Genomic DNA, 26,268 nt, shown 5'->3' with positions numbered 1-26,268 from the left:
TGTCTCGTGTGTTCCCGCTCACCCGACCCACACTAGGGTCTGTCGGCCTCCGTCCCCGTCCCGGTGCCGGACCCCAGGAGCGCGCCGGCGAGCACACCCCCTGCGGCGATGATGGCCGCCGAGACGAGCATCGCGGTGCGGTAGCCGTCGGTGAAGGCCGCCGGGTCCTCGACGACGCGGCCGGTGAGCCCGGCGAGCGGCGGGATGGCTGCCACCCCGAGGAGCCCACCCGTGCGCGCCACCGCGTTGTTGACCCCGGAGGCGAGCCCGGCGGCCTCGTCCGGGGCGGTCGAGAGCGCGGTCGCGGTGAGCGGCGCGACCATGGCCGAGAGCCCGAGGCCGAAGAGCACCACGCCCGGCAGCACGTCGCGCACGTAGTCGGCGTCGGCTCCCACGCGCAGCAGGAGCAGCACGCCACCGGCCATGACGAGCGGGCCGAGCGCGAGCTGCACGCGCGGCCCGGTGCGGGCCGCGAGCGCCCCCGACCGGGCGGACAGGAGCATCATGAGCACCGTCGTCGGCAGGCTCGCGACGCCGGCCGCGACCGGGCCCCAGCCCGCGACGACCTGCAGCTGCAGCACGAGCAGGAGGAAGACGACGCCCATCGCCCCGTAGACGACGAAGGTCACCGCGTTGACCGTCGAGAAGCTGCTCGAGCGGAAGATCCCGAGGGGGAGCATGGGGGCGGGGGTCCTCCCTTCGTGCAGGACGAAGGCGATGCCGGCGACGACCCCGACGACGGCCGCGGTCGTCGTGCTGCGGTCGAGGCCCCCGTCACCGCTGCTCGTGAGGGCCCATGTGACCGTGGCCAGGGCGGTCACGCCGAGTGCTGCGCCGATGACGTCGAGACGGCCGGGGCGTGCCGTCCCGTGGTCGGCGGGGGCGTGTCGCGCCGCGATGAGCAGGACGAGCACGGCGAGCGGCAGGTTGATGAGGAAGACCCAGCGCCACGACGCGACGTCGATGAGCCAGCCACCGACGAAGGGGCCGATGACGGTCGCCACGCCGCCGTACCCTGCCCAGGCGCCGATGGCGCGCGGGCGGTCCAGCGGGACGAAGGCGGTCTGCAGCATGGCGAGGCTGCCCGGGGTGAGCAGCGCGGCACCGATGCCCTGCAGGGCCCGCGCGCCCACGAGCCACCCCGAGTCCGGCGCGAGCCCGCAGGCGGCCGAGGCGAGCGCGAACCACACGGTCCCGACGACGAAGACCCGCCGACGGCCGTACCGGTCGCCGAGCACGCCACCGAGGAGGATGAAGGCCGCGAGGGTGAGCGCGTAGCCCGTCACGACCCATTGCAGGGTGGCGAAGGGTGCGTCGAAGGTGCGGCCGATGTCCGGCAGGGCGACGTTGACGATCGTCGCGTCGATCATCGCCATGCCGGACCCGAGGATCGTCATGACCAGGATCCAGCGGCCCCGGGCGGAGTCGAGTCGCAGACGTCCGGCAGGCGCACTCACCGCCCCAGCGTAGGCCGCCGCCCGCGCCCCGGTCAGGTGCCTCGTGAGACCTCGGGCAGCCGCGCCGACGAGACGACCCCGAGCACGCCGAGCCCCGCGAGGAACAGGAGCGCCCACTCGACGCCCAGGCCGGCGATCGCCGAGCTGATCCCGCCGACGACGAGGAGCACCAGGCCCATCGCCGAGTTGGAGACGGCCACGTAGGTCGTGCGCCGGTCGCCCTCGGCCATGTCGACGACGTAGGTCTTGCGCCCGACGCGCACGCCCGTGTGCAGCATCGTCACGAGGAAGTAGCTGCCGACGAAGATCGCGTAGGTGAGCCGGCCGTCGCCCTCGAGGTCGAGCAGCGTGACGAGCAGGACGAGTGCCACCAGGACGAGGGAGGCCAGGGCCGCGCCGGCCGTCATCAGCCGACGGCTCGACCGGTCGGCCATCCGTCCGAAGACGCGTCCGCCGAGGAGCGCGGCGAGGCCCGAGGCGATGATGAACCCGCCCAGGCCGGTGAGCGCCGGGGCGCCGGCCTGCACCGCGAGCGCGACGATGAAGGGCGGGCTGAGCGAGGACACGAGCAGGAAGCTGCGGACCGTGACGAAGGCGCGGAATGCGCGGTCCTCGCGCAGCAGGGTGATGGTCTCGACGAACCACCCCTCGCCGGTCGTTCCCTGAGGAGGCCGCTCGCGGCCGTCTCGAAGGGGTCCCGGCTCCCGCACGCTCGCCCAGACGGCGGCGACGAGGACCCAGAGCACGGCACCGGCACCGAGGATCGCCGCGAGGGTCCGGGCATCGAGGCCCTCGCCGAGGGCCCGGACCCCGAGACCGAGGGTGATCGCGACGAACCCGGAGGCGGTCGTGGCGAGCCCGTTGATCTGGCCGCGCTCTCCCTTCGGCACGGTCCTGGCCTGGACGTCCTTGGAGGCGATGGAGGTCAGGCAGCGACCGAGGGAGAAGACGGCCAGCGCCGCGACGATGACGAGGCCGGCGACCAGGCCGTGGCCGAGCGCCGCCGTGCCGGCCATGACCGCGACGGCCGCGGCCTGGACCACTGCGCCGGCCGCGACGACGAGCTTGCGCTGCCGGACCCGGACGACGAGCGGTGTGAGGAAGGCCTGGGGGAGCATCGACCCGGACTCGCGGATGGGGACCAGCACGCCGGTGAGAGCGGCGGGCACGCCGAGCGCGTGGAAGAGCCACGGCAGGACCGTGGACGCGTTGACGGCCTGGTCGCCCGAGCTCTGGAGCGCGTTGGCCCCGACGAGGCGAAGGGTGTTGCCCGCCACGTGGCGACGCGCCGCCCCGGGCATCTCGGCCTCGGCCTTGAGGTCCCGCTTGATGAGGCGCGCGTGGAGGCGCTCGGTCGTGGTCACGGGGTCAATGTACGTAGGCCGGTCAGACCTCCTGGTCCGCAGGGCTGGACACCTTCGCGAAGACCCGCGGCTCCCCCTTCGTGATGAGCATGACGGAGTAGGGGTCGAACCGGTCGCCCTGCTCCATCCCGGGCGTCCCGACGGGCATGGCGGGCACGCTCAGGCCGCGAGCCCCCTTCGGCGGGTCGGCGAGGTACTCGAGCACGTGCCGGACCGGGACGTGCCCGACGAAGAGGTGGCCATCGCGGTGGCGGGCGAGGTGGCAGGACTGGAGGTCGAGCGGGATGTCGTGCTCCGTCCACACCGTCGCGAGGTTGTCGGGGAGCTCGGTGGTGATGGCGAAGCCGTGCTCCTCGGCGTGGGTGACCCAACCGCCGCAGCAGCCGCAGGAGGCGTCCTTGTAGACGGTCATCGCGAGGCGGTCGACGGGGGTGGTCGGGCCCGAGCAGGCGGCGAGGAGGCCGCCGAGGGGGAGGGCGAGGAGGGACCGGCGGGTGATGGTGGACATGTCGGACCTTTCGGATGACGAAGGGGGTGGGCCCGGCCGGCCGGGCGACCGGCCGGGCCGCGGTGGGGAGAGCGGGTCAGAGGGCGGTGCGCATCTTGCGCATCTTCGTGATCTCGGCCTTCTGGTCGGTGATGACGTCCTGCGACAGCTCGAGAGCAGCGGGGTTCTTCCCGTCCTTGCGGTGCTGCTCCGCCATGTCGACGGCGCCCTCGTGGTGCTCGATCATCTGGTCGAGGAAGAGCCGCGAGGCGCTCGCCCCGTCGGAGTCCTCGAGCCTGGTGATGTCCTGCTCGCTCACCATGCCGTCCATGTGCCCGCCCTCCATGGGCATGCCGGACCCGTGATCCATGGGGTGGCCCCAGTCCTTCAGCCAGCCCTCCATCGTGGTGATCTCGGGGCCCTGGGCCTTCTTGATCTCCCGGGCCAGCTGATCGACGTCCGGGTCGACGCCCTCCTTGTCGAGGACGATGTCGGACATCTCCACGGCCTGCTGGTGGTGCATGGTCATGCCCTGGGCGTAGGTGACGTCAGCCTGGTTGAACTGTGCGGTCGTGCTGCTGCTCGAGGCGGTCCCGGTGTCGGGACCCTCGTCGGACGAGGCGCAGCCGGTGAGGACGAGAGCGGCCGTGGCCGCGCTCGCCAGGGACGTGATGACAGTGTGCTTGCGCATGGGTGATCGCTTCCTGACGTGGGGTGTGTGGTCGGTGACGGACGCGTCGATCACGTCCGGCTGATGCACAACCTCGTCAGGGAGACGCCGAAGATGTCTCCTGGGGCGGCGGCGGGGGGGGAGGGACGGCGGGGACCGCAGCCACGGCGGCTGCCAGGGCCACGCAGCGCGACCACGTCCGGGCACGAGGAGGACCAGGGACAGGAGGACGAAGAGGCACATGGCCGTGGCGGCCGTGCACGTGTCGCTCCCGTCCGGCGCGTGGCAGCCGGGCTGGTCCACACCGACGTGGGCGTGGACGTGGGTGGCGCTCGTCCCGGCCGGCGCGGTCGGGGAGTGGTGGCCGACCGAGAAGCCGTGCATCGCGAGGATGCCGGCGATGACGGCCACGGCGAGCCCGAGCAGGAGGCGCCGGTCCGTGTTCACGCCTCCCAACTTACCCCCCGAGGGTATCGGCGGTGCGAGGGCCCCCGTCAGGTCACCGACCACCCAGCCAGCGCCCACCGGTCCACGATCGGGCGTAGACGCCGTCGTCGACGGCGATGCCGGCCTCGCCGAGCTCGAGCGGGCGGAAGGTGTCGACCATGACCGCCGTCTCGTCGAAGTAGTCCGCCCCGAGCGATGCCTCGACGGCACCCGGCTGGGGGCCGTGCGCGTGGCCACCGGGGTGCACGGAGATCGAGCCCTTGCCGATGCCTGATCCCTTGCGGGCCTCGTAGTCCCCGTCGACGTAGAACATGATCTCGTCGCTGTCGACGTTGGAGTGGTAGTACGGCACCGGCACCGCGAGCTCGTGGTAGTCGACCTTGCGCGGGACGAAGTTGCAGATGACGAAGCCCTGCCCCTCGAAGACCTGGTGCGCCGGCGGCGGCTGGTGCACCTTGCCCGTGATCGGCATGTAGTCGCGGATGTTGAAGGTGTACGGGTAGAGGCACCCGTCCCAGCCGACGACGTCGAAGGGGTGCTCCGGCACCGTGTGGATCGTGCCCGACATGCCACTCGGCCCGCGCCCACGGTGCTTGATGTGGACGTCGACGTCCTGCTCCTCGACGAGCAGCGGCTCCGTCGGGCCGTGCAGGTCGCGCTCGCAGTAGGGAGCGTGCTCGAGGAGCTGGCCGTAGCGGGAGAGGTAGCGCCTGGGCGGGGCGATGTGGCTGCTCGCCTCGATCGCGTAGAGCCGAGCGGTCTCGCCGGTGCGCAGGACCCAGCGGTGGATCGTGGCGCGCGGGATGACGACGTAGTCGCCCTCGGTGGCCTCGAGCGCACCGAACTGGGTCTCGAGCAGCGCCGACCCTCGCTCGACGTAGACGCACTCGTCGCCGATGGCGTTCTTGTACAGGGGAGAGGTCGCGCCGACGTGGGCGTAGGAGAGGCGCACGTCGGCGTTGCCGAGGACGAGGCGACGGCCGGTCACCGCGTCGGTCGTCGCGACCGCCTCGTCGGCGAAGAGGTCGTGGAGCCTCAGGTGCCGGGGGAGGAGGGGCTCGTTGGGCACGAGGGTCTGGTCGGGCAGCTCCCACGGGCGGGCGTCGACGATGCCCGAGGGGATGTGGCGGTGGTAGAGCAGCGAGCTGTCGGAGGAGAAGCCCTCCTCGCCCATGAGCTCCTCGGACAGGATCCTGCCGTCCGCGTCCTTGAAGAGGGTGTGCCGCTTGCCCGGCACGGGTCCGACCTGGCGGTAGTGGGCCATGGTCACTCCTAGTGCGTATATCGCACAGAATTGTGCGCTCAGCGCACACGCTATCCCGTGGAGGATGCCCGGTCAAGGCTCGAGCCGGTCAGAAGAGGCGCGTGATCGCGGCCCGGGACTCCTGCAGCAGGGGCACGAGCATCGCGACGACGAGGTCGTCGGGGTGGCCGAGGGCGATGAGGCCGATGGCGCTCTCCACCTCGGTGGCAGAACCGTGGCCGGTGCCGAGCGCGAGGCCGGCGGTGCCGGGCTGCACCTCGCCGCGGGAGATGGAGTACCCGTCCTCGCGGGCCGAGCGCACCGCGGCGGGGTCGTCGTCCCTCGGCGGCCGCTGGGCGAGGATGGCCAACCCGTCGGCGCCGAGGTCGAGGGGGTGGCGCGTGCCCACCCGGTAGCTGATGCCGATGGATCCTCGGGCAGACGGCTCCGCCACCGCGATCGCGACCGACTCGTCCCCGTCGGCGATGGAGACGAAGGCAGTGAGGCCGCTGCGGTCGGCGAGCTCCTGGACGACGGGTTGCGCCGCCGAGCGGTACTGCGCCATGAACCTGCCGGCCACCACGAGGGCGCCGCTGCCGAGGCGGTAGAGGCCGTCGCCCCCCTTCGTCACGAGGTGGCGGTGCTCGAGCGTGGCGAGGATGCGGTAGGCGCCGGCGCGGTGCACCCCGAGCTCGTCGGCGAGGGCGGCCGGCGAGACGCCACCCGTGCGTCGCGAGACGATGTCGATCGCCTCGAGGCCGCGGTCGAGCGTCTGGAGGGTGCTCATGGCACCGGGAGTCTACGCAGGCGAAGGGGGTGGGCCCTGCGTCGTGGGGCGTTGTCGGTGGTCGCTGTCAGTGTGTGAGGAGTCCACACAGGACACCGCAGGGGAGCGAGGGACGCTCGTACCGGCAGACGGGGAGGTCTGCCGGTCGAGTCCTCGCCAGCCCCACCAACACATCCGGGGGGATGACTTTGTTCTTCACATCCTTCATCAGGTCTGCCGTCGTGGCATTCGTGGCCGCTCTCGTCGGCGGGGTCGCCGTCCTGTCGACCCAGGTGGTGCAGGAGACGCCCGCGGTGGAGTTCACCACGGCTGGACCGAGCACGGTGGCGCCTGCCGTGCCGGCGGGCGCACTCGAGGCGGCCCACGCCCACGCCGAGGCGCACGGCCTCACCGACTGCGTCGACCCGGCGCACGCCCGCCTCGACGACGTGATCCTCACGGTCCCGGCTGACCCGGGCGCCGAGGTGGTCATCACGCCGGTGGGCTTCGACGAGGCGCTGGACTCCGGTGCTCAGGGCCGGTGGAACCTGTTGGCCTGCAGCGCCGGGGAGGGTCGCTAGTCGGTGAGCGAGGCCACCACGCGGGTGGCGGCGGCCGCGATGTCGTGCCCGAGCGCGGTGGCCTGCGCGTCGTCGAGCTCGGCCTGGGCGCCGCCCCCGACGAAGACGGCGAGGCCGGCATCGACTCCGCGCAGCGCCTTGATCACCTCGCGCGCGGCGGGCACGTCCTGGGCCCTCGGCACGGCGAGGACCGCGCACTCGGCCCCGTGGGCGTCGAGGGCCGCCCGCCAGGCCGGGGCCGGCAGGTTGGGGCCGAGGTAGGCGACGTCGACGCCGAGACGCCGCAGGGTGACGGCGAAGGCGAAGATGCCCAGCTCGTGGTGCACGCCCGCCGGCAGCCCGACGAGGACGCGCGGACCACCCGGGCGGCTGGCGGCGGCGTCGAAGGCGGCGGCCAGCCGACGCAGCACGGCGTGGGCGACGAGGTGCTCGCCGGCGACGGAGATCCGCCGGTCCGCCCAGGCCCCGCCGACCGCCTCGAGCGTCGGCATGAGCCAGTCGTCGACCACGGACTCGAAGGACGCCACGGCGAAGCGCTCGTCCAGGACCCGGGCGACCCCGGCCGGGTCCATCGCGGCCGCAGCGTCGAGGAGGTCGCACGTGGCATCGGCCGGCGTCCGCGAGGGGGCGGGGAGTGCGGGCGACGACGGCGCGACCTCACCGGCGTGGCGCCGCCCGACCTCCGCCGCAGCGGTGCTCGCGGTCCAGCCGTCGGCGACGAGGGCCGCCATCTCGCGGATCCGGTCGACGGTCCGCTCGTCGTAGAGGCGGTAGCCGGACTCGGTGCGCTGGGGATCGACGAGGTCGTAGCGACGCTCCCAGGCGCGCAGGGTCGCCGCCGGGATGCCGGTCAGCTCCGCGGCGCGCTTGATCGTGTACATCGGCGGAGTCCTTACTGCAGCCGGGGCAGGATGCGGGCGAGCGCCTCCTCGGCGTCGTCCCCGAGGCCCTCCAGCGAGCCGCGCAGGAAGGGGGTGGCCAGCCGGGCCAGTCCCTTGAAGGTGAAGTCCGCCTCGTAGACGAGCACGCTCCCCGAGCCGTCGGCCGTGGGGCTGATCGACATGGTGTCGCGCGCGACGACGGTCGAGTTCTCCCCGCGCATGACGACGAGGCGGTCCGGTTGCAGGTCGACCGTGACGTAGGTCAGCTCGGTCTCGCGGCCGCGGAAGACCGAGCGGTTGCGGTACCGGCTGCCGATCCCGCCGTCGCCCTCGACGAGGGTCGTCGTCACCGTGCCGGGGTCCCACTCCTCGCTCGTGGTGAAGTCGGAGAGATAGGCGTAGACGGCCGACGGGGCGGTGTCGGGGACCTCGATGGTGCGGGTGATCTTCATGGTGACCTCATCCTTGGACAAACATTTGACAGGTGCTCGACGTCGATCCTAACCTTTGGACAAAGGTTGAACAATCCTTTGGCAGGGTCGGCATCGAACACCTCGTGCCCCTTCGTCCTCGTCCACTCCCGGGAGAGCCCCATGACCGACCTGCGCGACCGACCCACCCGGCCCACCGTCGCCGTCATCGGCGCCGGTGTCTCCGGGCTCACCGCGGCGCACGTGCTGTCGCAGACCCACGAGGTCACCCTCTTCGAGGCCGACTCCCGGCTCGGCGGGCACGCCCACACCCACACGGTCCCGACGAGCGACGGGGGCCGGGCCCGCGTCGACAGCGGCTTCATCGTCCACAACGAGCGCACCTACCCGCACCTGCTGCGGCTCTTCCGCGAGCTCGACGTGCCGACCCGTCCGACCGAGATGAGCATGTCGATCACCTGCGACGGCTGCGGCCTGTCCTGGGCCGGCGGCCGCGGGGCGGGTGCGGTGCTCGCGCAGCCTCGGCGGCTCGCCGACCCGCGCTTCCTGCGGATGCTCGTCGAGATCCCGCGGTTCCACCGGGCCGCCCGGGCGCTCCTCGCGCAGGACGAAGGGGGGAGTGCCGCCGACCCGACGTGGGGCCAGTTCCTCGAGCAGCACCGCTTCTCGCCGTACTTCGTCGCCCACTTCGCCCTGCCGCTCGTCTCGTGCGTGTGGTCCTCCGGCGACGAGGACTCGCTCGACTACCCGGCCCGCCACCTCTTCGCCTTCCTCGAGCACCACGGCATGCTCAGCGTCACGGGGTCGCCCACCTGGCGCACGGTCGTCGGCGGCTCGGCGACGTACGTGGACGCACTGACCGCGCGGCTCGGTCACGTGCGCACGAGCGCACCCGTCACCTCCCTCACCCGGCATGCTGACGGGGTGGACGTCCGCACGGCCGCCGGGGTGACCCCCTTCGACAAGGTCGTCGTCGCGACGCACGCCGACCAGGCGCTCGCGCTGCTCGCCGACGCGACGCCGCAGGAGAAGGAGGACCTCGCCGCCATCCGCTACACCCGCAACGAGACCGTCCTGCACCGCGACACCCGGCACCTGCCGAGCGCACCGCGGGCCCGCGCGTCGTGGAACTACCGCAGCGCGACGTGCGGCGGCGCCGTCCAGCCGCGGGTCAGCTACTGGATGAACCGGCTGCACGGGTACGACGAGGGCGGCGACCAGTTCCTCGTCACGCTGAACTCGCCCACCCCCTTCGCCGAGACGGACGTCATCGCGCGGATGGACTACGCGCACCCGGTCTTCACGCGCGAGGCCGTCGCCGCGGCCGCGCGGCTGCGGACCGCCGGCGGTGACCGGCTCGCCTTCGCCGGGGCCCACCTCGGTTGGGGGTTCCACGAGGACGGGTGCCGGTCCGGCGTCGAGGCGGCGCAACGCCTCGGGGTGCGGTGGTGAGCGCCGCGACCGCGGAGCTGCCGACCCTGCCGAGCCTCGTCGTCGGGACGGTCGCCCACACGCGCCGCACGCCCCTCGAGCACGCCTTCACCCACCGGCAGTACCAGTGGCTCGTCGACGTCGACGACCTGCCGCGCTACCGCGGACCGCTGCGAGCCCTGAGCCGGATCGAGGCGCGCGACCACCTCGACGGCGGGCGGCTCGGCGGCGGGATCCGCGGGGACCTGGAGCGATTCCTCGCCCGCCGTGGCAGGACCCTCGAGACGAGCGACCGGGTCGTCATGCTCGCCAACGCGCGGGTGCTCGGGCACGTCTTCGACCCGCTCACGGTCTTCTGGTGCCTCACCGCCGACGGCGACCTGCGCGCCTGCGTCTTCGAGGTGCACAACACCTACGGCGAACGCCACGCCTACCTGCTCGACGTCGACGAGCGCGGGCACGCACGCACGGACAAGGCCTTCTACGTCTCGCCCTTCAACGACACGAGCGGCGAGTACGCGGTGAGCCTGCGGCTCGACGCCGAGCGGGTCACCGTCACGGTCGGCCTCGACCGGGAGAGCCGGCGCGTGCTCACCGCGACGACCACCGGGGTGCCCCGACCGGCGACGCCGACCGCGGTGTGGCGCACCGCCGCCCGCCACCTCCTCATGACCTGGCGCGTCAGCGCCCTCATCCGCGTCCACGGCATCCGGCTGTGGCTGCGCCGCCTCCCCATCCAGCCCCGTCGTCCCCACTCCCAGGAGAACGTCCGATGACCGCCGCAGCCCCCACCCTCGACCAACCGATCTGCCTGAGCCGCCCCGCCCTTCGTCCGTGGTGCGTGCGGGCCCACATCGCCCGTCCGATCGTCACCAAGGTCCTCGAGCGGGCGCCCGTGCGGGTGACGATGCCCGACGGCACGACCCTCGGCGGGGGACGCGACATCGACGCCCCGACGCTGCGGATCGTGCGGCCGACGGCGCTCTTCGAGCGGATGGCGCACCACCCCAAGATCGGCTTCGGCGAGGGCTACATGGCCGGCGACTGGGAGGTGGCGCCCGGTACCGACCTCGCGGACGCGCTGGTGCCCTTCGCCGAGCGGATCACGACGCTCGTGCCGCCCGGGCTGGCCCGGCTGCGCCGCGTCGTCGACCGACGCATCCCGAGCGCCACCCGCAACACGCTGCTCGGCTCGCGCAAGAACATCGAGGCCCACTACGACCTGAGCAACGACCTCTTCGAGGCCTTCCTCGACGAGACCCTGAGCTACAGCTCGGCGCTCTTCGACCGCTCGCGGACGCTCACCGAGCAGAGCCTCGAGGAGGCGCAGCACGCGAAGATCGAGGCGATCCTCGACACCGCCGACGTGCGCGCCGGCTCGCGGGTGCTCGAGATCGGCACCGGGTGGGGCTCGCTCGCGATCGCCGCGGCGCGCCGCGGGGCGCTCGTCACGACGATCACGCTCTCCCAGGAGCAGGCCGCCCTGGCCCGGGAGCGCATCGCCGCGGCCGATGTCGACGAGCCGGGGCTCGCCGGGCGGGTCGAGGTGCGGCTGCAGGACTACCGCGAGGTGACGGGGCAGTTCGACGCGATCGTCAGCGTCGAGATGATCGAAGCGGTCGGCGAGGAGTACTGGCCGACGTACTTCGGCGCGATCGACGACCTGCTCGCGCCCGGCGGCGTCGTCGCGATCCAGGCGATCCTCATGTCGCACGAGCGCTACCTCGCGACCCGCCGCTCGTACGGCTGGATCCAGAAGCACATCTTCCCCGGCGGGCTCATCCCCTCCGAGGAGGCCATCGAGGAGACGACCGCACGGCACACGTCGCTGCGGGTGACCTCGACCCACCGCTTCGGCCGGGACTACGCCGAGACATTGCGGCGCTGGCGGCGTACGTTCGACCAGGAGTGGTCGACGATCGCCGCGGCGGGCTTCGACGAGACCTTCCGCCGCAAGTGGGAGTTCTACCTCGCGTACTGCGAGGCGGGGTTCGCCGCCGACTACCTCGACGTCGCCCAGATCCGGTTCGAGAGGCAGGAGCAGGCATGAGCAGCATCGTCGGACAGCGCATCTGGTTGGTCGGCGCCTCGAGCGGCATCGGTGCCGCCCTCGCCGAGGAGCTGCACCGACGGGGGGCGATCCTGGCGATCAGCGCCCGCCGGGAGGAGCGCCTCGAGGAGGTCGCGCAGGGCCGCTTCGCCACGGTCGCGCTCGACGCGACCGACGCCGCCGCGACCCGGGAGGCGGCCGCGCAGGTGCGCCGCGAGATCGGCCCCATCGACATGGTCATCTGGTCGGTGGGCTACTGGCACACCTTCACCGCCGACGAGTGGCTGGCCGACGAGTACGAGACGCACATCCGGGTCAACCTCCTCGGGCTCGGCAATGTCATCGCCGCGACCGTGCCCGAGATGGTCGCCGCCCGCCACGGGCACCTCGTCGGCATCGCGTCCGTCGCCGGATACCGCGGGCTGTCCGGGTCGGAGGCCTACGGCGCGACCAAGGCCGCGCAGATCAACCTGCTGCAGTCGATGCGCGCCTCCTTGTCGACGAAGGACGTCCGCGTCACGACCGTCTGCCCGGGGTTCGTGCGCACGGACATGACGGAGACCAACTCCTTCCCCATGCCCTTCATCATCGAGCCCGAGGAGGCGGCCACGGAGATCGCCGACGGGCTCGAAGGGGGCAAGGTCGAGATCGTCTTCCCCCGCCGGATGGCCGCGACGATGAAGGTCGCCCGCGTGCTGCCCGAGCGGGTGTGGGCGATGATCACGGCCCGTCTGGCCCGCGCTTCGTGATCGACCCCGTCGGCGAGCTGCGCGCCTTCGTCGCCGCGGCGCTGGTCGCCCCGGTGCCGCGCGACCACACCGAGCCGGACGCCCTCGTGCGCCGGCGCCGGGTGGTCACGGTCGCGACGCTCCTCGTCGGCACGGTCGTCCTCGCGGTCACCCTGCGCATCCCGCCGGGTGACGACGCGTTCTACCTCGGCGGGCTCGCGCTGGCCCTGGTGTGGATCATCGGGGGGACCGCCGCAGGGCGCTTGCACGTGGGGTGGGCGCACACGCGCGAGTCGGACCTCGCCCGGCCGGTCGTGCAGCCGATCGCCCTGGCCCTGCTCGCCGTCGCGATCTTCCTCGCCGGCGCGCTCGTCGTGGGCCGGGTGCCGTGGCTGGCCGAGCTCGTCGACGACGTCCTCGACCACGCCCGCTACGGGTCGCTGCCGCTCGTCTGGGCGATCACCGTCATCACCGGCATCGGCGAGGAGCTCTTCTTCCGCGGTGCGCTCTTCGCCTCCGTCGGGCGCAGGCACCCGATCGCCATCACCACTGCCGTCTACGTCCTCGTCACCGCCGCGACCGGCAACCTGCTGCTCACCTTCGCCGCGCTCCTCCTCGGTCTGCTGACCGGGGCGCAGCGGCGGGTCACCGGCGGGATCCTCGCCCCGATCCTCACGCACGTCATCTGGTCCAGCTCGATGCTCTTCCTCCTCCCGCCCGTCCTCGACCTCCTGAGGTGACCGACCCATGAACTCGACCTCCGCTTCCTTCGCCCCCGGCACGGTGCTCGTCACCGGCGCGACCGGCTACATCGGGGGCCTGCTCGTGCCCCGCCTGCTCGACGACGGCTGGAGCGTGCGGGTGCTCACCCGATCCGCGGGCAAGCTGCGCAGCCACGACTGGGCCGACCGGGTCGAGGTCGTCGAGGGCGACGCGACGTCCGGCGAGGACCTGCGGCGGGCGCTCGCGGGTGTCGATGTCGCCTACTACCTCGTGCACTCGATGGACGGCGGCGGTGACCTCGCCCGGCGGGACCGTGAGCTCGCCGAGGGCTTCGCGTCGGCAGCCGCGGACGAAGGGGTCGGGCGGATCGTCTACCTCGGCGGTCTGCACCCCGAGGGTGCGGACCTGTCGGTGCACCTGGCCTCCCGGGTCGAGGTCGGGGAGGTCTTCCTCGACAGCCCCGTGCCGGCGGCCGTGCTCCAGGCCGCGGTCGTGCTGGGGGACGGGTCGGTCTCCTTCGACATGCTGCGCTACCTCACCGAGCGGCTGCCGGCGATGGTCGCGCCGCAGTGGCTGCGCAACCGGATCCAGCCGATCGCCGTCGACGACGCCCTGCACTACCTCGCCGGGGCGGCGCGGCTGCCCGCGGACGTCAACCGCACCTTCGACATCGGCGGGCCGGAGGTGCTCACGTACGAGGAGATGATCCAGCGCTTCGCGCGGGTCAACGGGCTGCGGCGACGGGTGATCGTGGGGGTCCCGGTGCTCACGCCGTGGCTGGCCAGCCACTGGGTCGGGCTCATCACGCCGGTCGAGGCGGATGTCGCCAAGCCGCTCGTCGGCAGCCTCGTGCACGAGGTCGTGCGCCGGGAGCATGACCTCGACGACTTCGTCGGCCTCCCCGAGGGCGGACTCACCGGGTTCGACGACGCGGTGCGCCGGGCGATGCGCGGCACCCGGCCCGACCACGCACTGCGGGATGCGCTGACGGTGACGGCGGCGACGGTCGCCAGCGCGGCCGTCGGTGCGGCGGCGACCCAGCCGGACAGCCGGTGGTACCGCTCGCTCGACCTGCCCTCGTGGCAGCCGCCGAAGCTCGCCTTCCCCCTCGTGTGGACCCCGCTCTACGCCGACATCGCCGTCACCTCGGCCGCGACGCTCGTCCGGCTCGAGGAGGAGGGGCGCTTCGACGAGGCGGCTCGCTACCGGCGGGCGCTGTGGACCAACCTCGTGCTCAACACCGGGTGGAGCGTCGTCTTCTGGCGGGTGCGCCGCCCGGCGCTCGCGGCCGTCGAGGCCGGGGTGCTCGCGGCGAGCTCGGCCGACCTGGCGCGGCGTGCCTCCGCCGCCGGTGGGCGCACCCGCTGGGCGCTCGTGCCGTACGCGGCCTGGACGGGGTTCGCCGCGGTGCTGTCGACGGCGATCGCGCGGCGCAACCGGTAGCGGGTCAGTTGGTGTCGGGACCGGCCTCCCACTGCACGGCGCGTCGCGCGGCAGTTCGAGCGACGAAGGGGGTCTGCGCCCCGGGATCTCGTTGGTCCGGACGCGAACTGCCGTACGACGCGCGGGTCAGTGGGTGTCGTCGGCGACGAGCTGGGTCTTGGTGCCGAAGACCTGGAGGGTGTCGAGTGGTTCGTCCTGGAGGTCGGCGACGGTGGCGATGTCCTGCCACTGACCGCCGTTGACGCGGTACTGGCCGGTGAGGCGGGCGTCGACCTTGACCTGCTTGTCGCCGGTGCCGGCGTACTGGTGCGTGATGTCGCCGTCGGGGTAGGTGCCGCCGGTGCTGCTGGTCCAGACGGAGGTCTGTCCGTCGCCGAAGTGGTAGCGGTAGTCGCGGGCGGCGACCTTGAACTCGATGTTCCAGGAGAGCAGCTTGATCGTCCTGCTCGTCTCGCCGGGTTGCAGCCCGGTGTCGTCAGGCCATGAGGCGGCGTAGAAGTTCGTGAAGTTCTTCAGGGTGCGCAGGCCCTTGGGCTGGATGGTGACGCTGGGCTTGCTGAAGGGCAGCTCGCGGAAGGCGGTCTGGATCTGGGCCAGGGTCGGGACGGGCGGCGCTGCCGGGGCCGGGATGGTGACGGGCGGCTGCCCGGGACCGCCGGGGATGGTGACGGCGTCGGGTGGCCCGCACGTGACCCGACCCGTGGACTGCCACGGCCCGTCGTTGACCCTGACGTGGGTGGTGACAGGAAGGTCGAAGTTGTTGGGGTTGCCCGACTCGGTGATGCACCCGGCGCGGGTGCCGTCGCACTGGGACGTCGAGTTGTCACAGGGGAGGTACTTGACCTCGACCCTGTCCTTGACCGCGGGGCCCTTGACGTTCGTCCCTGTGATGTGGGCCGAACGCGGCGTGCTGGGGTCGATGGCTGGTGCTGTGCCGGCCTTCCCGCCCTTGGACGTTCCAGGCGCGCCCGTAAAGTCCCGATGAACGCTCGCGGCGCCCTGTACGCCTCGATCCGTGAACTTGACGTCGACCGGCGGATCATTCGGGCCTCCCCAAGCACTCGTGATCGTGCTCTCCGCAACAATGAGCCCGACGATCAGGGCTGCGCCTGCGCGGATCACGAAATGACCCAGTCGGAGACTTGCCAGCGCCCGTTGGACCAGATGACGTGCTCAGTCAACTTGTACTGCAGCGGATCGACCGATCCGATGACTTTGCCGTCCTCGTAGACCTTGTGGGCGCGCACTGTGACGTCCATAGACACCTTGTACCCCGCATCTGGCCGCTTTGTTGCCCTGACATTGGCGAAGCGGTAGGGGTCCTCGCCTCGGGTCCGGTTGATCTTGGCGTCGGCTTCGATGTCGTCGAGGACCTGTTCGCACGGCGGGCACGATTTCAGACTGAGCTTCACCAGTTCTTCCGTCTCGCCGGTGTGCGAAGCGTCGCCCATCGCCTCGTAGTAGTACTTCCCAAAAGCCGCAGCGCCCGCCTTGGTCTCCTTACGAGCAGCCGCCGGCAGGTCCTTCGGCATCTCGGCGCCGGCTCCGGTCGAGGTCGGCGACACACTCGGGCCGGACGAGCTGCTCGAGCTGGGGTCGACCTCGATGGGCGAGGCCGTCGTGGTGGGCTCGGTCGGCTCGTCCTCACCGCAGGCGGCCAGGCCGCCGGTCAGGACGGCCGTGGCGGCCAGGGCTGCCGCTCCACGCGAGAACTGCACGGGATCTCCCCTTCGTCGACGATCGGGGCAGCGCCGAGGGCCCCCGAAGAACTGACTCCAACGGTAGTGAAATCCGCGCAGGCCGCATCTCGAGTTTCCACAGGAGGCCACGGTCACAGGGTCGTCAGGTGCCCGTCAGAGGCCGGTCACGATCCACGGAGGGCGGCGCCGCCGAGCGTGCGGAGGGGACCGTTCGCCTCACTACCGAGCGGTCACCCTTGGCCCTCGGGGACGTCGCCGCTTGCCTGTGCGGACCACCGACAAAGGAGTCGTCCATGGCACACGAACCACACGAGACCACCGGCACCCAGGTGCCCCGCCGCGTCTTCCTCGGCGGCGTCGGCGCCGCCGTCATCGGGGCGGCCGCAGCCGGAGGGGCGGGCGCCTTCGCGCGCGGCGCCGGCGGACAGGCCGTCACGGCCGCGGCCATCCCCGTGGCCGACCTGGACCCCGTCGACCTGCTCAAGCGGATGCTGTCCTACGACACGCAGAACTTCGGGACCGGGGCCAAGACCCGTGCGCACGCCGAGTGGCTCAAGGGCGTGTGGGAACGAGCCGGCGTCGCCGCCGAGATCATCGACACCCCGCAGCGCGACAACGTCCACCTCATCGCCCGCATCAAGGGCACCGGCACCGAGGAGCCCCTGCTCTTCCTCGGCCACTCCGACGTCGTGCCGGTCGAGGAGGAGAACTGGGACGTCGACCCCTTCGCGGGTGAGGTCATCGACGGTGAGATCTACGGGCGCGGAGCTCTCGACATGAAGGGGGCCAACGCGGCCGGCATCGCCGCGCTGCTGCGCCACCTCGACGAGGGAGCCACGTTCGACCGTGACCTGATCATCCTCACCGACTGCGACGAGGAGGCCGGGGACTACGGCTCCCGCTGGCTGGCGGCGAACCACTGGGACAAGATCGACGCCGGGTCCGTGCTGACCGAGGGCGGCTGGTTCCTCGCACAGAGCGACAGGACCACCCCGATGCTCATCACGGCCACCCGCCAGGACAAGGTCTACTTCAACCTCGACCTCACGGCGACGGGCACTGCGACCCACTCCAGCAAGCCCATGCCCGACGACTCCGCGATCGTCGCCCTCTCGCGGGCGATCAGCGAGCTCGGGGACTGGGAGGCGCCGGTGCACCTCACCGACGTGACACGCGAGTACTTCGAGGCTGTCGCCGAGGCGACGAGCGACCGGCGCTTCGCCAAGGCGATCCGCCTGATGCTGCGGGCCAAGAGCGACCGGTCGCGCGAGCGCGCGGCCCGGCTCGTCGTCAAGCTGTCGGACTACCCGTACCTGCACCGCGCGCTGCTGCGCACGACCCATGCCTTCGTCATCCAGGAGTCGGGCTACAAGGAGAACGTCATCCCGAGCGAGGGCACGACCCGGGTCAACTGCCGCGCCGTCCCCGGCGGGCAGAAGCCCCGCGAGTTCCTCGCGCAGGTGCGCGAGCTGCTCAAGGACCGTGATGTCGAGGTCAAGCTCATCGGCAACCCGGGGGAGAGCGAGGAGCAGGCGCTCGCCCGGCTCGACGGCACGTGGGCGACGAAGCCGGCCGACCTCGACACCGACCTCTGGCGTGCCCTCGAGGACGCGTCGAGGACGACGTACGAGGACACCCCCTTCGCCCCGGCGTTGTTCGAGGCCGGCACCAGCCTCGGCCCGTGGCGCACTCAGGGCGTGCCCGGCTACGGCGTCTACCCGTACGTCCTGAGCAACGAGCAGCTCATCGGGATGCACGGCAACAACGAGCGCATCTTCGTCGAGGCCCTCGAGCAGGGGACGGACTTCATGTACGAGGTCTGGGGCGCCTTCCGCACCGACGCGACCGCCACCGGGACGAAGGGGGGCTGACGCACCCCGGCGGCCACCTCGCGTCCGACAGGGTGTCGGAACGCACAGGCACCAGTTGCGCCTCTCCGCCCGATGACGGCGACCCGGGCGCCTCAGTAGCGTCTCGTGCATGAGCTCGACACCCCACGACGACGTGGTCATCATCGGCGCCGGCATCGGCGGACTCACCCTGGCCCTCGCCCTGCGCGAGCGCGGCATCGACGCGACGCTCGTCGAGCGCACCGCGGAGCTGCGAGAGGTCGGCGCGGCCGTCGCGCTGTCGGCGAACGCGACCAACCTCCTGCGCCGCTACGGCGTCTACGAGGCGCTCGAGGAGGTCTCGTGGCCGCAGACGGACCTGATCTTCCGTGACGGCCGGAGCGGGGCGACGCTCGGCCGGACGCCCGTGGGGGAGTCCTACCGGGCTCGCTTCGGCGCCGACTACTGGGGCGTGCACCGCGCGGACCTCCAGCGGGTCCTGTCCGAGGCCGTGGGTGCCGACCGGATCCTCCTGTCCAGCGAGGTGACCGGCCTGCGCGAGGACGGTGACCGCGTCGTCGTCGAGATCGCGGACGGCGACCACCTGGACGCTGCGGTCGTCGTGGGCGCCGACGGCGCCCGGTCCACCGTGCGCCGGTGGGTCGTCGGGCACGACGACGCGATCTACTCGGGGCGCAGCGGGTTCCGCGGGATCATCCCCACCGAGCAGCTCACCGAGCTGCCGGACCCGCACGCCATCCAGTTCTGGATCGGGCCGACCGGGCACCTCCTGCACTACGCGATGGGCGGCGACGGCAGCCACGTCAACTTCCTCGCGGTGAGCCGCGAGCCCCGGGAGTGGACCGCGGACGGCTGGGTCGTGCCGGCCCGCGACGAGGAAAAGCTCGCCCCCTTCGCCGGTTGGCACCCCGCGGTGACGCAGATGCTCGAGTCCGTCGAGGTCTCGCAGCGCTGGGCGCTCATGCGGCGTCCGCCGATCCGGACCTGGCACCGCGGTCGCGTCGTGCTGCTCGGCGACGCGGCGCACGCGCTCGTGCCGCACCACGGGCAGGGCGCCAACCAGTCGATCGAGGACACGTGGGCGCTCGCCGAGGAGCTCGCCACGGTGGGCGGCGGCGACCCGACGGCGGCCTTCGAGGCGTACGAAGGGAGGCGCCGGCCGCGCACCCGCGCCGTCCAGTTCGCCTCCGCCCAGGTCGCCGAGGTCCTCCACCTGCCCGACGGGCCGGAGGCCGACGCGCGCAACGCGCAGATGGCGACGGCGGACTGGTTCGAGGACAAGCTCGCCTGGGTGCACGGCTACGACCCGACGGTCGACCGGGGGATCCGTCCCGGCGTCAGGGTCTGAGCAGCCCGGCGAGCCGGGCGACGCGCAGCCCGGTGTGCAGGTCCCGTCGGACGAGGCCGTCGCCGAGGTCGACCTCGGTGGTCGTGCGGATGCGACCCAGCCGGTAGTAGAGGGTCGAGCGGTGGATGCCGAGGGCGGTTGCGGTGGCCCGCCCGTCGCCGCCGGTGGCGAGGTAGGTCTCGAGGGTCGGCACGTCGACCGCGCGGTGGTCGCTGGCCAGCAGCCGCGCCACGGGGGCGGGCAGGTCGTCGGGACGGAGGCGCCCCAGGGGCAGGTCGAGGAGCAGCCGGTCCAGCCCGAGGTCCTCCCAGGTCGTCACGCGCCCGTAGGTCGCGGGGTCGAGGCAGGCGGCCCGCCAGGCCCGACGCGCGCGTGCGTGGGACGTGCCGGCCGAGGTCAGGTCCGCGACGACGTCACCGATGCCGGCGCGCAGCCCCGCGAGCCCGGGCGCGGCGAGCACCCGCTCGAGCCGGTCGCGGACGACGGGCCGCGGGAAGACGAGGACGCCCAGACCCTCCACGAGCCCGCCGACGACCGTGGCCGTCGACGTCCGGGCGACGAAGTCGAGCGTCGCCTGCACGCCGGCGAGGGCGGTGCGGGTGGCCTCGGGGGTGTCGTCCGGCTCGGCGATGACGACGACGCAGTAGCGGTCCGCGGCCCCGACCAGACCCTCGTCGACGAGCGCCGTTGCGGCAGAGTCGCGCTCGCCGGGTGACGTGCTCGCGCCGAGGAGGCGGCCGAGCAGGTCCGTCGCCCGGGCGGCATTGCGCTGCTCGCCGAGCGCCCGCAGCGACAGGAGCGCGCCGAGGTGGGCCGCGCCGTCGGCGAGGACGTCGGGCGAAGGGGAGGGGACCCCCTTCGTGCGGATGTACAGGAGGTGGCCGACGCGGTGACGCTCGTCGCGGAGGGGGTGCAGCACCCACACGGTCCCGTCGCGGGCGGTGCGGGTCGCGGGGCGCGTCTGGCCGGCGGGTGGCGGCTCCCAGGTGTCGCTGTGGGCGAGCACGTGGGACAGGCGCGCGCGGTCCTCGTCGCTCTCGTGGATCGAGTAGGCCAGGACGCGCATGCCCTCGTCGAGCACGACGAGCCGCCGCTGCAGGCCCTCGGAGAGGTCCTGCAGGGCGTCGTCGAGGCTGGCGCTGCGGTGCACGAGGTCACCGTAGCGGCGGCACCGCCCGGATCAGCGGGGCGGTTGCTCGACGTGCGTCGGTCCGGTCATGAGCGCCTGCTCCACCCACGCCATGGCGAAGGGGAGGGACGCGACCGAGACCATCCCGGCCACCGTGAGGATGGCACCAGTGAGGTTCATGCCCCAACGGTGGCACCCAACCCGCCGACACGCCGGACAAATCGCCGCGGACGTGCCGTCGTCACCGGATCTTGACCTGGTGCTCGTGGGCGGTGGGTCCCTTGCGAGGATGGCGGGATGACCTCCCTCCACGACCGTCTCGAGCTCGCCCACGGACCGGCCTGGGCCAACCGCTTCGCCCTCGCCCCGCTCACCAACACGCAGAGCCACGCGGACGGGACGCTCTCCGAGGACGAGTACCGGTGGCTCGTGGCGCGAGCCGCCGGGGGCTTCGGCCTGACGATGACCTGCGCGACCTACGTGGCGCGCGCCGGCCAGGCGTGGGCCGGGCAGCTCGGCATCAGCGACGACCGGCACCTCGCCGGCCTCACCCGCCTCGCCGACGGCATCCGCGCCGCCGGCAGCGTCTCCTCGGTGCAGCTGCACCACGCCGGTCGGCGCTCCGACCCGGCCGTCACCGGCGTGCCGAACGTCGCGCCGTGGGACGACCCGGACAAGGACACCCGGGCCCTGTCGACCGGTGAGGTGCAGCAGGCGGTCGAGGACTTCGTCGTCGCGGCGGAGCGGGCCGAGCGCGCCGGCTTCGACGGCGTCGAGGTCCACGGAGCCCACGGCTACCTGATCTGCCAGTTCCTCGACGGACGCCACAACCAGCGCACCGACGGCTACGGCGGGTCGCTCGAGGACCGGTCCCGGATGCTCTTCGAGGTCCTCCGCGGGATCCGCGAGCGGACCCGGGCCGACTTCCAGGTCGGGCTGCGGCTCACCCCGCAGGGCAACGGCATCGTCCTCGACGAAGGTGTCGCCGTCGCCCAGCGGGTCCTCGACTCCGGCCTCGTCGACTACCTCGACATGTCGCTGTGGGACGCCTTCATGACCGTCGACGAGGAGGGCAGCCTGCTCATCGACGCCTTCGTCGGCCTCGAGCGCGGCGCGACGCGGCTCGGCGTCGCGGGCAGGATCCGCAGCGCACAGCAGGCCCGCTGGTGCATGTCGAAGGGGGCGGACTTCGTCGACCTCGGCCGCGCGGCGATCGTGCACCACGACTTCCCGACGCGGGCAGGAGCCGACTCCACCTTCGCCATGGCCCCGCTGCCGGTGACCCGCGAGCACCTGCACGCCGAGCGGGTCAGCGAGACCTTCGTGGAGTACCTCGACGCGGGGTGGCCGGACTTCGTCGCCGGCTGAGGGACGACCGTGCCGAGGGGCCGGGTCATACTTGCGGCAGATCGGCGACGAGCGCGGGGAGTCTCACATGGTCCAGGACGGGTTCTGGCACGACGACGTCGTCCGGCTGGCCGAGGAGGGGGAGCCCTCGGACCTGCTGGGGTCGATCGGGGCGTCGGTGCCGACGACCCGGCACCCGCAGGCGCTGCTGACCTGGGCGCAGGACCTGGGGCAGAGCATCCCGGACCCGGGCGCAGGCGGCACGCGGGTCCGCTGGGAGGTGCTGGCCACCGTCGCCGCGCGCGACCTCGTGGCGGCGCGCGTCCTCGAGCCGCACCTCGACGCCCTGGCCATCCTCCGTGAGGCCGGCGACGTCGTGGACCCGGCCGGCGCCACCTGGGGCGTGTGGGCCGCGGAAGGTCCCGGAGTGCGGCTGGAGGCCTCGCAGGACGACGACGGCTGGGTCCTGGACGGGGTCAAGCCGTGGTGCTCCCTGGCCGGTGACGTCAGCGCAGGACTGGTCACCGCCTGGGTCGACGAGCGGCGACGAGGGCTGTTCGCGGTGGGGACGCGCGATCCCGGCTTCAGCGCCGACGCCAGTGCATGGCGTCCGTCCGGGCTCGCGGAGGTCGCCACCGCGACCGTCACCATGCGTGGCGTCGCGGCGCGTCCCGTCGGCGGCCCCGGGTGGTACCTCGCCCGGCCGGGTTTCGCGTGGGGTGGGATCGGGGTGGCCGCCGTCTGGTTCGGCGCCTCCGTCGCCCTCGCCCGCCGACTGCTGCTCGAGACCACCCGCCGAGCACCTGACGACATCGCCCTGCTCCACCTGGGCGAGCTCGACGCGCGTCTCACCGCAGCACGGGTGCTGCTGGCGCACGCCGCCCAGCTGGTGGACGCCGGGCGGGCCGAGGGCGCTGCAGGGGCGCACCTAGCCGCCCGGGTACGGCACGTGGTGGCCGATGCGGCCGAGGAGGTCCTGACGCGCACGGCGCACGGGCTGGGCCCGGGTCCCCTGAGCCAGGAACCCGAGCACGCCTGGCGGGTGGCGGACCTCTCGCTCTACCTGCGGCAGCACCACGCCGAGCGCGACGCGGTGGCGCTCGGCCGCATGGTCGTGCCGGCTCGCTCCCGGTGACGTCGTGGTGACCTTCAGCCACAGGGACGCGGGCACGAGTGCGCACGCCTGGAGATCCGATCCGCGCTGGCCGCAGCCCACCGATGTCGAACAGCTCCTCGTGGGCCGCTCGCGCGTCGTCGTGGTCGCGGCACACCCCGACGACGAGACGCTCGGCGCTGGGGCCCTCGTGGCCGCAGCCGCCGCCCGCGGGGCGCGGGTCGAGCTCGTCGTGCTCACCGACGGGGAGGGTTCCCACCCGGAGTCGACGACGTGCCCGCCGGTCGAGCTGGCGGCCCGTCGTCGTGACGAGGCGCGGGCCGCGGCAGCCGCGCTCGGGCCGGATGTCGAGCTGACCCTGCTGGGGCTGCCCGACGGCGGGCTCGCCGGTGACCACGAGGAGCAGGTGACGCGCCAGCTCGTCGAGCGGCTCGGCGACGCCCGTGAGGTCTTGCTCCTTTCGCCCTGGCGGCGCGACGGGCACCCGGACCACGAGGCTGCCGGGCGTGCGAGCGCCGCAGCCGCGGTGCGCACCGGTGCCCGTCTGCTGGAGTACCCCGTGTGGTTCTGGCACTGGGCGGCCACCGAGGACGCGCCGTGGGACCGGCTGCTGGTCCTCGGGCACGGCGAGGCCGCCGCGGAGCGCAAGGCGGCGGCGGTGGCGGCCCACCGTACCCAGGTCGAGCCCCTGTCCGACGCGCCCGGTGACGAGGCGCTCCTGTCGGCGCAGCTGCTCGAGCACTTCACCGGTCGGGTCGAGGCCTTCGTCGACGAACCGCCCGCCGATCCCGCCCTCGAGGCCCTGCACACCGCGGAGAGCGACCCGTGGGGCACGACGCACCGCTGGTACGAGCGCCGCAAGCGCGACCTCGTCCTGGCGTGCCTGCCCCGTCCGCGGTTCGTCCGGGCGCTCGAGCTCGGGTGCTCCCGCGGTGAGCTGGCCGCGGACCTCGCGCGCCGGTGCCAGGACGTGCTCGCCGTCGACCGCAGCCCAGCGGCCGTCGCACGGGCCCGCACGGTCGTACCGACCAACGTCGAGACCGCGGTGCTGGATGCGCCCACCGAGTGGCCCGACGGCGCCTTCGACCTCGTGGTGCTCTCCGAGGTCGGGTACTTCCTCAGCCCCGTCGATCTCGAGCGCCTGATCGCGCGGGTCCGGTCGAGCCTGGCCGACCACGGGGTCGTGGTGCTGTGCCACTGGCGCCACCCGGTCGAGGGGTGGGTGCTCGACGGTGCGGACGTCCACCAGGCGGCACTCGCCGCGGACCTGCCGCCACTCATGTCGACCTACCGCGACGACGACGTCGAGATCATCGTGCTGGCCGAGTCGGCGGACCGACCGGACCCCCGTGGATGAGCAGCCGGATCTCGTCACGGGCATCTCGGCGGTGGCCGTCGTCGTGCCGGCGAACGACGAAGAAGTGCTCCTGCCGCGGTGCCTGACGGCGCTCGCGCACGCCGTCGCGACACTGCGTGCGGCTCGACCCGACGTGCGGGTGGAGGTCGTGGTCGCCCTGGACGCCTGCACGGACGGCACCGCCGCCGTCGCGGCCCGTCACGGCGTGCGCACGACGACGGTGGCTGCACGATGCGTGGGAGCGGCGCGGGCGGCTGGTGCCGCGGCCGCGCACGAGCTCCTCGAGCTCGGTGCCACGTACCGGGCAGCCGGTGCGTGGATGGCCTGCACCGATGCCGACTCCGTCGTCCCGGCGGACTGGCTGACCGGGCAGGTGGCTGCAGCCGACGGGGGTGCAGACCTCGTCCTCGGCCGTGTGCGGCCGGATCCCCTCGACCTCGACGGCGACACGTACCGGGAGTGGTCGAGGCGGCACACGTCCGCCCACCCGACGCGACACGTGCACGGGGCCAACCTGGGGGTGCGCTGGTCGGCCTTCGCAGCGGTCGGCGGGTTCGCGCAGGTGCCCGAGCACGAGGACGTGCTCCTCGTCGAGGCTCTGCTGGCCGCTGGAGCGAGCGTGGCAGCCGGTCCGCCGATCCTCACCTCGGGGCGGCGCGCCGGCCGGGTGCCTGATGGGTTCTCCGGCTACCTGCGGGACCTGGACGCCACGCTCGGCCGATGACCTGCCGGCGTCAACGAGGGGCGTGGTCCAGGGCTCGCTCCAGTGCCTCGCCGATCGGCACGTAGTCGAACCCCGGCTCCAGGAGCTCGTCCCGCACCGAGTAGTCCTCGCACACCATGTCGTGGCGCAGGCTCTCGACGAGCGCGTTGACCTCGGTCGACTGCATCCCGGAGATCAGGGCGCTGACGCGACCGACGACCCCGCTCGGCAGGCCGGGGACGTCGACCTGCACGCGGGCCAGGCCGGCGACCTGCGCGTAGAGCCGCAACAGCTCCACGTACTCCAGGACGTCCTCGCCGCCGACGTCGTAGTGGGCATTGGGGGCCGGTTCCACGGTCAGGGCGCGTCGGACCAGGTGCAGGACGTCGGCCAGATCGATGGGCTGGATCCGGGTGTGCATCCAGGTGGGGACCGGGGTGAAGAGGGGGACCCGCTCGCTCAACCGGTGCAGCAGCTCGTACGAGGTCGAGCCCGCACCGATGATCATCGCTGCGCGCAGCACCGTCGTGGGGACCGAGGAGTCGAGGAAGACCTGCTCGACCTCGTAGCGGGAGCGCAGGTGGGGGGACAGCTCGCCGTCGGGGACCAGCCCGGAGAGGTAGACGAGCCGCTGCACCCCGGCGCGCTCGCAGGCGCGGGCCATCCTCCGCGCGGCCTCGCGGTCCTTGCGCTCGAAGTCCTCGGACTCCAGCGAGTGCACCAGGTAGACGACGGCATCGACGCCGTCGACGGCCCTCGCGACGAGCTCGTCGTCGTCGATGTCGAGCTCACGGCTCTCGACGTCGTCGTGCCACGGGAACCTGTCCGTCCCCGAACGGCTGGCCGCCACGACCGTGTAACCGGCCTCGAGGAGCTCGGGCACGAGGTGGGAGCCGACGTAGCCGGTCGCCCCGGTGACAAGGACTCGCTGCATGTCCGTCACAGTAGCTGCGGCATGGTCGGTACCACCGTGCGCGACAGGGCCGATCTCGACAGGTTGCACCACCCCAGACCCGTG

The 26,268-nt window shown here is 72.8% G+C and carries 26 protein-coding genes; 13 read left to right on the top strand and 13 right to left on the bottom strand.

Annotated features, from left to right (window positions below; genetic code table 11):
* Nucleotides 1-32: 32 nt before the first annotated feature.
* From JT1_RS07015 to JT1_RS06990, 6 genes are all read right to left on the bottom strand, one after another.
* On the bottom strand, nt 33-1,457 hold the full coding sequence (locus tag JT1_RS07015) for an MFS transporter (RefSeq protein WP_255218279.1): 1,425 nt from the start codon (nt 1,455-1,457) through the stop codon (nt 33-35).
* A 32-nt stretch (nt 1,458-1,489) separates the two neighbouring features.
* Entirely contained in the window at nt 1,490-2,821 is a 1,332-nt protein-coding gene (locus tag JT1_RS07010; protein ID WP_068324927.1) for an MFS transporter, read from the bottom strand.
* Between the two features lie 22 nt (nt 2,822-2,843).
* Nucleotides 2,844-3,329, bottom strand: coding sequence for a DUF411 domain-containing protein (locus JT1_RS07005; protein ID WP_068324926.1), 486 nt, complete (start codon nt 3,327-3,329; stop codon nt 2,844-2,846).
* A gap of 76 nt (nt 3,330-3,405) precedes the next feature.
* Complete coding sequence (locus JT1_RS19140; RefSeq protein ID WP_369407435.1) at nt 3,406-4,425, bottom strand: DUF305 domain-containing protein; 1,020 nt, start codon at nt 4,423-4,425, stop codon at nt 3,406-3,408.
* Nucleotides 4,426-4,477: 52 nt separating this feature from the next.
* Nucleotides 4,478-5,689 (bottom strand): homogentisate 1,2-dioxygenase, encoded by a 1,212-nt coding sequence (locus JT1_RS06995; protein WP_068324925.1) that lies wholly within the window; start codon nt 5,687-5,689, stop codon nt 4,478-4,480.
* An 88-nt stretch (nt 5,690-5,777) separates the two neighbouring features.
* Nucleotides 5,778-6,455 carry an IclR family transcriptional regulator gene (locus JT1_RS06990; RefSeq protein ID WP_068324924.1) on the bottom strand — a complete coding sequence of 226 codons (678 nt, stop codon included), beginning with the start codon at nt 6,453-6,455 and terminating at the stop codon, nt 5,778-5,780.
* 221 nt (nt 6,456-6,676) lie between these two features.
* On the opposite strand from JT1_RS06990, the gene JT1_RS06985 reads away from it, so the two are divergent.
* Complete coding sequence (locus JT1_RS06985) at nt 6,677-7,015, top strand: hypothetical protein (protein WP_169701896.1); 339 nt, start codon at nt 6,677-6,679, stop codon at nt 7,013-7,015.
* Here JT1_RS06985 and JT1_RS06980 read toward each other — a convergent pair.
* Both JT1_RS06980 and JT1_RS06975 read right to left on the bottom strand, forming a co-directional pair.
* Entirely contained in the window at nt 7,012-7,896 is an 885-nt protein-coding gene (locus JT1_RS06980; RefSeq protein ID WP_068324922.1) for a MerR family transcriptional regulator, read from the bottom strand. The genes JT1_RS06985 and JT1_RS06980 overlap by 4 nt on opposite strands.
* Nucleotides 7,897-7,907: 11 nt before the next feature.
* Nucleotides 7,908-8,348 carry an SRPBCC family protein gene (locus JT1_RS06975; protein WP_068324921.1) on the bottom strand — a complete coding sequence of 147 codons (441 nt, stop codon included), beginning with the start codon at nt 8,346-8,348 and terminating at the stop codon, nt 7,908-7,910.
* A gap of 141 nt (nt 8,349-8,489) precedes the next feature.
* On the opposite strand from JT1_RS06975, the gene JT1_RS06970 reads away from it, so the two are divergent.
* From JT1_RS06970 to JT1_RS06945, 6 genes are read left to right on the top strand one after another with little or no spacing between them, the layout of a single operon-like run.
* On the top strand, nt 8,490-9,779 hold the full coding sequence (locus tag JT1_RS06970) for an NAD(P)/FAD-dependent oxidoreductase (protein ID WP_068324920.1): 1,290 nt from the start codon (nt 8,490-8,492) through the stop codon (nt 9,777-9,779).
* Nucleotides 9,776-10,534: a DUF1365 domain-containing protein gene (locus JT1_RS06965; RefSeq protein WP_068325467.1), complete on the top strand. Its 759-nt coding sequence runs from the start codon at nt 9,776-9,778 to the stop codon at nt 10,532-10,534. The genes JT1_RS06970 and JT1_RS06965 overlap by 4 nt, the downstream gene beginning before the upstream one ends.
* Nucleotides 10,531-11,808 carry an SAM-dependent methyltransferase gene (locus tag JT1_RS06960; protein WP_068324919.1) on the top strand — a complete coding sequence of 426 codons (1,278 nt, stop codon included), beginning with the start codon at nt 10,531-10,533 and terminating at the stop codon, nt 11,806-11,808. Before JT1_RS06965 ends, JT1_RS06960 begins: the two co-directional genes overlap by 4 nt.
* Nucleotides 11,805-12,557, top strand: a complete 753-nt coding sequence (locus tag JT1_RS06955) for an SDR family NAD(P)-dependent oxidoreductase (protein WP_068324918.1) — start codon at nt 11,805-11,807, stop codon at nt 12,555-12,557. The genes JT1_RS06960 and JT1_RS06955 overlap by 4 nt, the downstream gene beginning before the upstream one ends.
* The gene (locus JT1_RS06950) at nt 12,554-13,276 is read left to right on the top strand and encodes a CPBP family glutamic-type intramembrane protease (protein ID WP_068324917.1); all 723 of its coding nucleotides are present in this window, start codon (nt 12,554-12,556) and stop codon (nt 13,274-13,276) included. The genes JT1_RS06955 and JT1_RS06950 overlap by 4 nt, the downstream gene beginning before the upstream one ends.
* 7 nt (nt 13,277-13,283) lie before the next feature.
* The gene (locus JT1_RS06945; RefSeq protein WP_068324916.1) at nt 13,284-14,702 is read left to right on the top strand and encodes a tryptophan-rich sensory protein; all 1,419 of its coding nucleotides are present in this window, start codon (nt 13,284-13,286) and stop codon (nt 14,700-14,702) included.
* Nucleotides 14,703-14,828: 126 nt separating this feature from the next.
* Here the strand turns inward: JT1_RS06945 and JT1_RS18900 are convergent, their stop codons facing one another.
* Both JT1_RS18900 and JT1_RS06935 read right to left on the bottom strand, forming a co-directional pair.
* Nucleotides 14,829-15,824 carry a hypothetical protein gene (locus JT1_RS18900; RefSeq protein WP_068324915.1) on the bottom strand — a complete coding sequence of 332 codons (996 nt, stop codon included), beginning with the start codon at nt 15,822-15,824 and terminating at the stop codon, nt 14,829-14,831.
* Complete coding sequence (locus tag JT1_RS06935) at nt 15,821-16,420, bottom strand: DUF6318 family protein (RefSeq protein ID WP_068324914.1); 600 nt, start codon at nt 16,418-16,420, stop codon at nt 15,821-15,823. Before JT1_RS06935 ends, JT1_RS18900 begins: the two co-directional genes overlap by 4 nt.
* 275 nt (nt 16,421-16,695) lie before the next feature.
* Here JT1_RS06935 and JT1_RS06930 point away from each other — a divergent pair, with 275 nt between their 5' ends.
* Nucleotides 16,696-18,273: a M20/M25/M40 family metallo-hydrolase gene (locus JT1_RS06930; protein ID WP_068324913.1), complete on the top strand. Its 1,578-nt coding sequence runs from the start codon at nt 16,696-16,698 to the stop codon at nt 18,271-18,273.
* A gap of 109 nt (nt 18,274-18,382) precedes the next feature.
* Nucleotides 18,383-19,600: an FAD-dependent oxidoreductase gene (locus tag JT1_RS06925; RefSeq protein ID WP_068324912.1), complete on the top strand. Its 1,218-nt coding sequence runs from the start codon at nt 18,383-18,385 to the stop codon at nt 19,598-19,600.
* Here JT1_RS06925 and JT1_RS06920 read toward each other — a convergent pair.
* Both JT1_RS06920 and JT1_RS18895 read right to left on the bottom strand, forming a co-directional pair.
* Nucleotides 19,590-20,750: a helix-turn-helix domain-containing protein gene (locus JT1_RS06920; protein ID WP_068324911.1), complete on the bottom strand. Its 1,161-nt coding sequence runs from the start codon at nt 20,748-20,750 to the stop codon at nt 19,590-19,592. The genes JT1_RS06925 and JT1_RS06920 overlap by 11 nt on opposite strands.
* A 30-nt stretch (nt 20,751-20,780) precedes the next feature.
* Nucleotides 20,781-20,909 (bottom strand): hypothetical protein, encoded by a 129-nt coding sequence (locus JT1_RS18895; RefSeq protein ID WP_255218278.1) that lies wholly within the window; start codon nt 20,907-20,909, stop codon nt 20,781-20,783.
* A gap of 117 nt (nt 20,910-21,026) precedes the next feature.
* Here JT1_RS18895 and JT1_RS06915 point away from each other — a divergent pair, with 117 nt between their 5' ends.
* The 4 genes from JT1_RS06915 to JT1_RS06900 all read left to right on the top strand — a co-directional run bounded on the left by JT1_RS06915 (nt 21,027) and on the right by JT1_RS06900 (nt 25,271).
* Nucleotides 21,027-22,097: an NADH:flavin oxidoreductase gene (locus tag JT1_RS06915; RefSeq protein WP_068324910.1), complete on the top strand. Its 1,071-nt coding sequence runs from the start codon at nt 21,027-21,029 to the stop codon at nt 22,095-22,097.
* 67 nt (nt 22,098-22,164) lie between these two features.
* On the top strand, nt 22,165-23,211 hold the full coding sequence (locus JT1_RS06910; protein ID WP_068324909.1) for an acyl-CoA dehydrogenase family protein: 1,047 nt from the start codon (nt 22,165-22,167) through the stop codon (nt 23,209-23,211).
* 100 nt (nt 23,212-23,311) lie between these two features.
* Entirely contained in the window at nt 23,312-24,547 is a 1,236-nt protein-coding gene (locus JT1_RS06905; protein WP_169701895.1) for a bifunctional PIG-L family deacetylase/class I SAM-dependent methyltransferase, read from the top strand.
* Complete coding sequence (locus JT1_RS06900; protein WP_082807526.1) at nt 24,540-25,271, top strand: glycosyltransferase family 2 protein; 732 nt, start codon at nt 24,540-24,542, stop codon at nt 25,269-25,271. Before JT1_RS06905 ends, JT1_RS06900 begins: the two co-directional genes overlap by 8 nt.
* A 10-nt stretch (nt 25,272-25,281) precedes the next feature.
* Here the strand turns inward: JT1_RS06900 and JT1_RS06895 are convergent, their stop codons facing one another.
* Complete coding sequence (locus JT1_RS06895) at nt 25,282-26,184, bottom strand: NAD(P)H-binding protein (RefSeq protein WP_068324907.1); 903 nt, start codon at nt 26,182-26,184, stop codon at nt 25,282-25,284.
* Nucleotides 26,185-26,268 lie beyond the last annotated feature (84 nt).

The organism is Janibacter terrae NBRC 107853, assembly GCF_001591405.1.
Classification (GTDB): domain Bacteria; phylum Actinomycetota; class Actinomycetes; order Actinomycetales; family Dermatophilaceae; genus Janibacter; species Janibacter terrae.
The sequence above is the reverse complement of the archived record's forward strand: the minus strand, read 5'-3'. Positions and strand labels throughout refer to the sequence as shown.

Coding starts and splice junctions, on each gene's coding strand:
- JT1_RS07005 (WP_068324926.1), bottom strand. CDS start 3,329: ATGTCCACCATCACCCGCCGGTCCCTCCTCGCCCTCCCCCTCGGCGGC.
- JT1_RS06995 (WP_068324925.1), bottom strand. CDS start 5,689: ATGGCCCACTACCGCCAGGTCGGACCCGTGCCGGGCAAGCGGCACACC.
- JT1_RS06990 (WP_068324924.1), bottom strand. CDS start 6,455: ATGAGCACCCTCCAGACGCTCGACCGCGGCCTCGAGGCGATCGACATC.
- JT1_RS06980 (WP_068324922.1), bottom strand. CDS start 7,896: ATGTACACGATCAAGCGCGCCGCGGAGCTGACCGGCATCCCGGCGGCG.
- JT1_RS06975 (WP_068324921.1), bottom strand. CDS start 8,348: ATGAAGATCACCCGCACCATCGAGGTCCCCGACACCGCCCCGTCGGCC.
- JT1_RS06970 (WP_068324920.1), top strand. CDS start 8,490: ATGACCGACCTGCGCGACCGACCCACCCGGCCCACCGTCGCCGTCATC.
- JT1_RS06960 (WP_068324919.1), top strand. CDS start 10,531: ATGACCGCCGCAGCCCCCACCCTCGACCAACCGATCTGCCTGAGCCGC.
- JT1_RS06955 (WP_068324918.1), top strand. CDS start 11,805: ATGAGCAGCATCGTCGGACAGCGCATCTGGTTGGTCGGCGCCTCGAGC.
- JT1_RS06945 (WP_068324916.1), top strand. CDS start 13,284: ATGAACTCGACCTCCGCTTCCTTCGCCCCCGGCACGGTGCTCGTCACC.
- JT1_RS06930 (WP_068324913.1), top strand. CDS start 16,696: ATGGCACACGAACCACACGAGACCACCGGCACCCAGGTGCCCCGCCGC.
- JT1_RS06925 (WP_068324912.1), top strand. CDS start 18,383: ATGAGCTCGACACCCCACGACGACGTGGTCATCATCGGCGCCGGCATC.
- JT1_RS18895 (WP_255218278.1), bottom strand. CDS start 20,909: ATGAACCTCACTGGTGCCATCCTCACGGTGGCCGGGATGGTCTCGGTC.
- JT1_RS06915 (WP_068324910.1), top strand. CDS start 21,027: ATGACCTCCCTCCACGACCGTCTCGAGCTCGCCCACGGACCGGCCTGG.
- JT1_RS06910 (WP_068324909.1), top strand. CDS start 22,165: ATGGTCCAGGACGGGTTCTGGCACGACGACGTCGTCCGGCTGGCCGAG.
- JT1_RS06895 (WP_068324907.1), bottom strand. CDS start 26,184: ATGCAGCGAGTCCTTGTCACCGGGGCGACCGGCTACGTCGGCTCCCAC.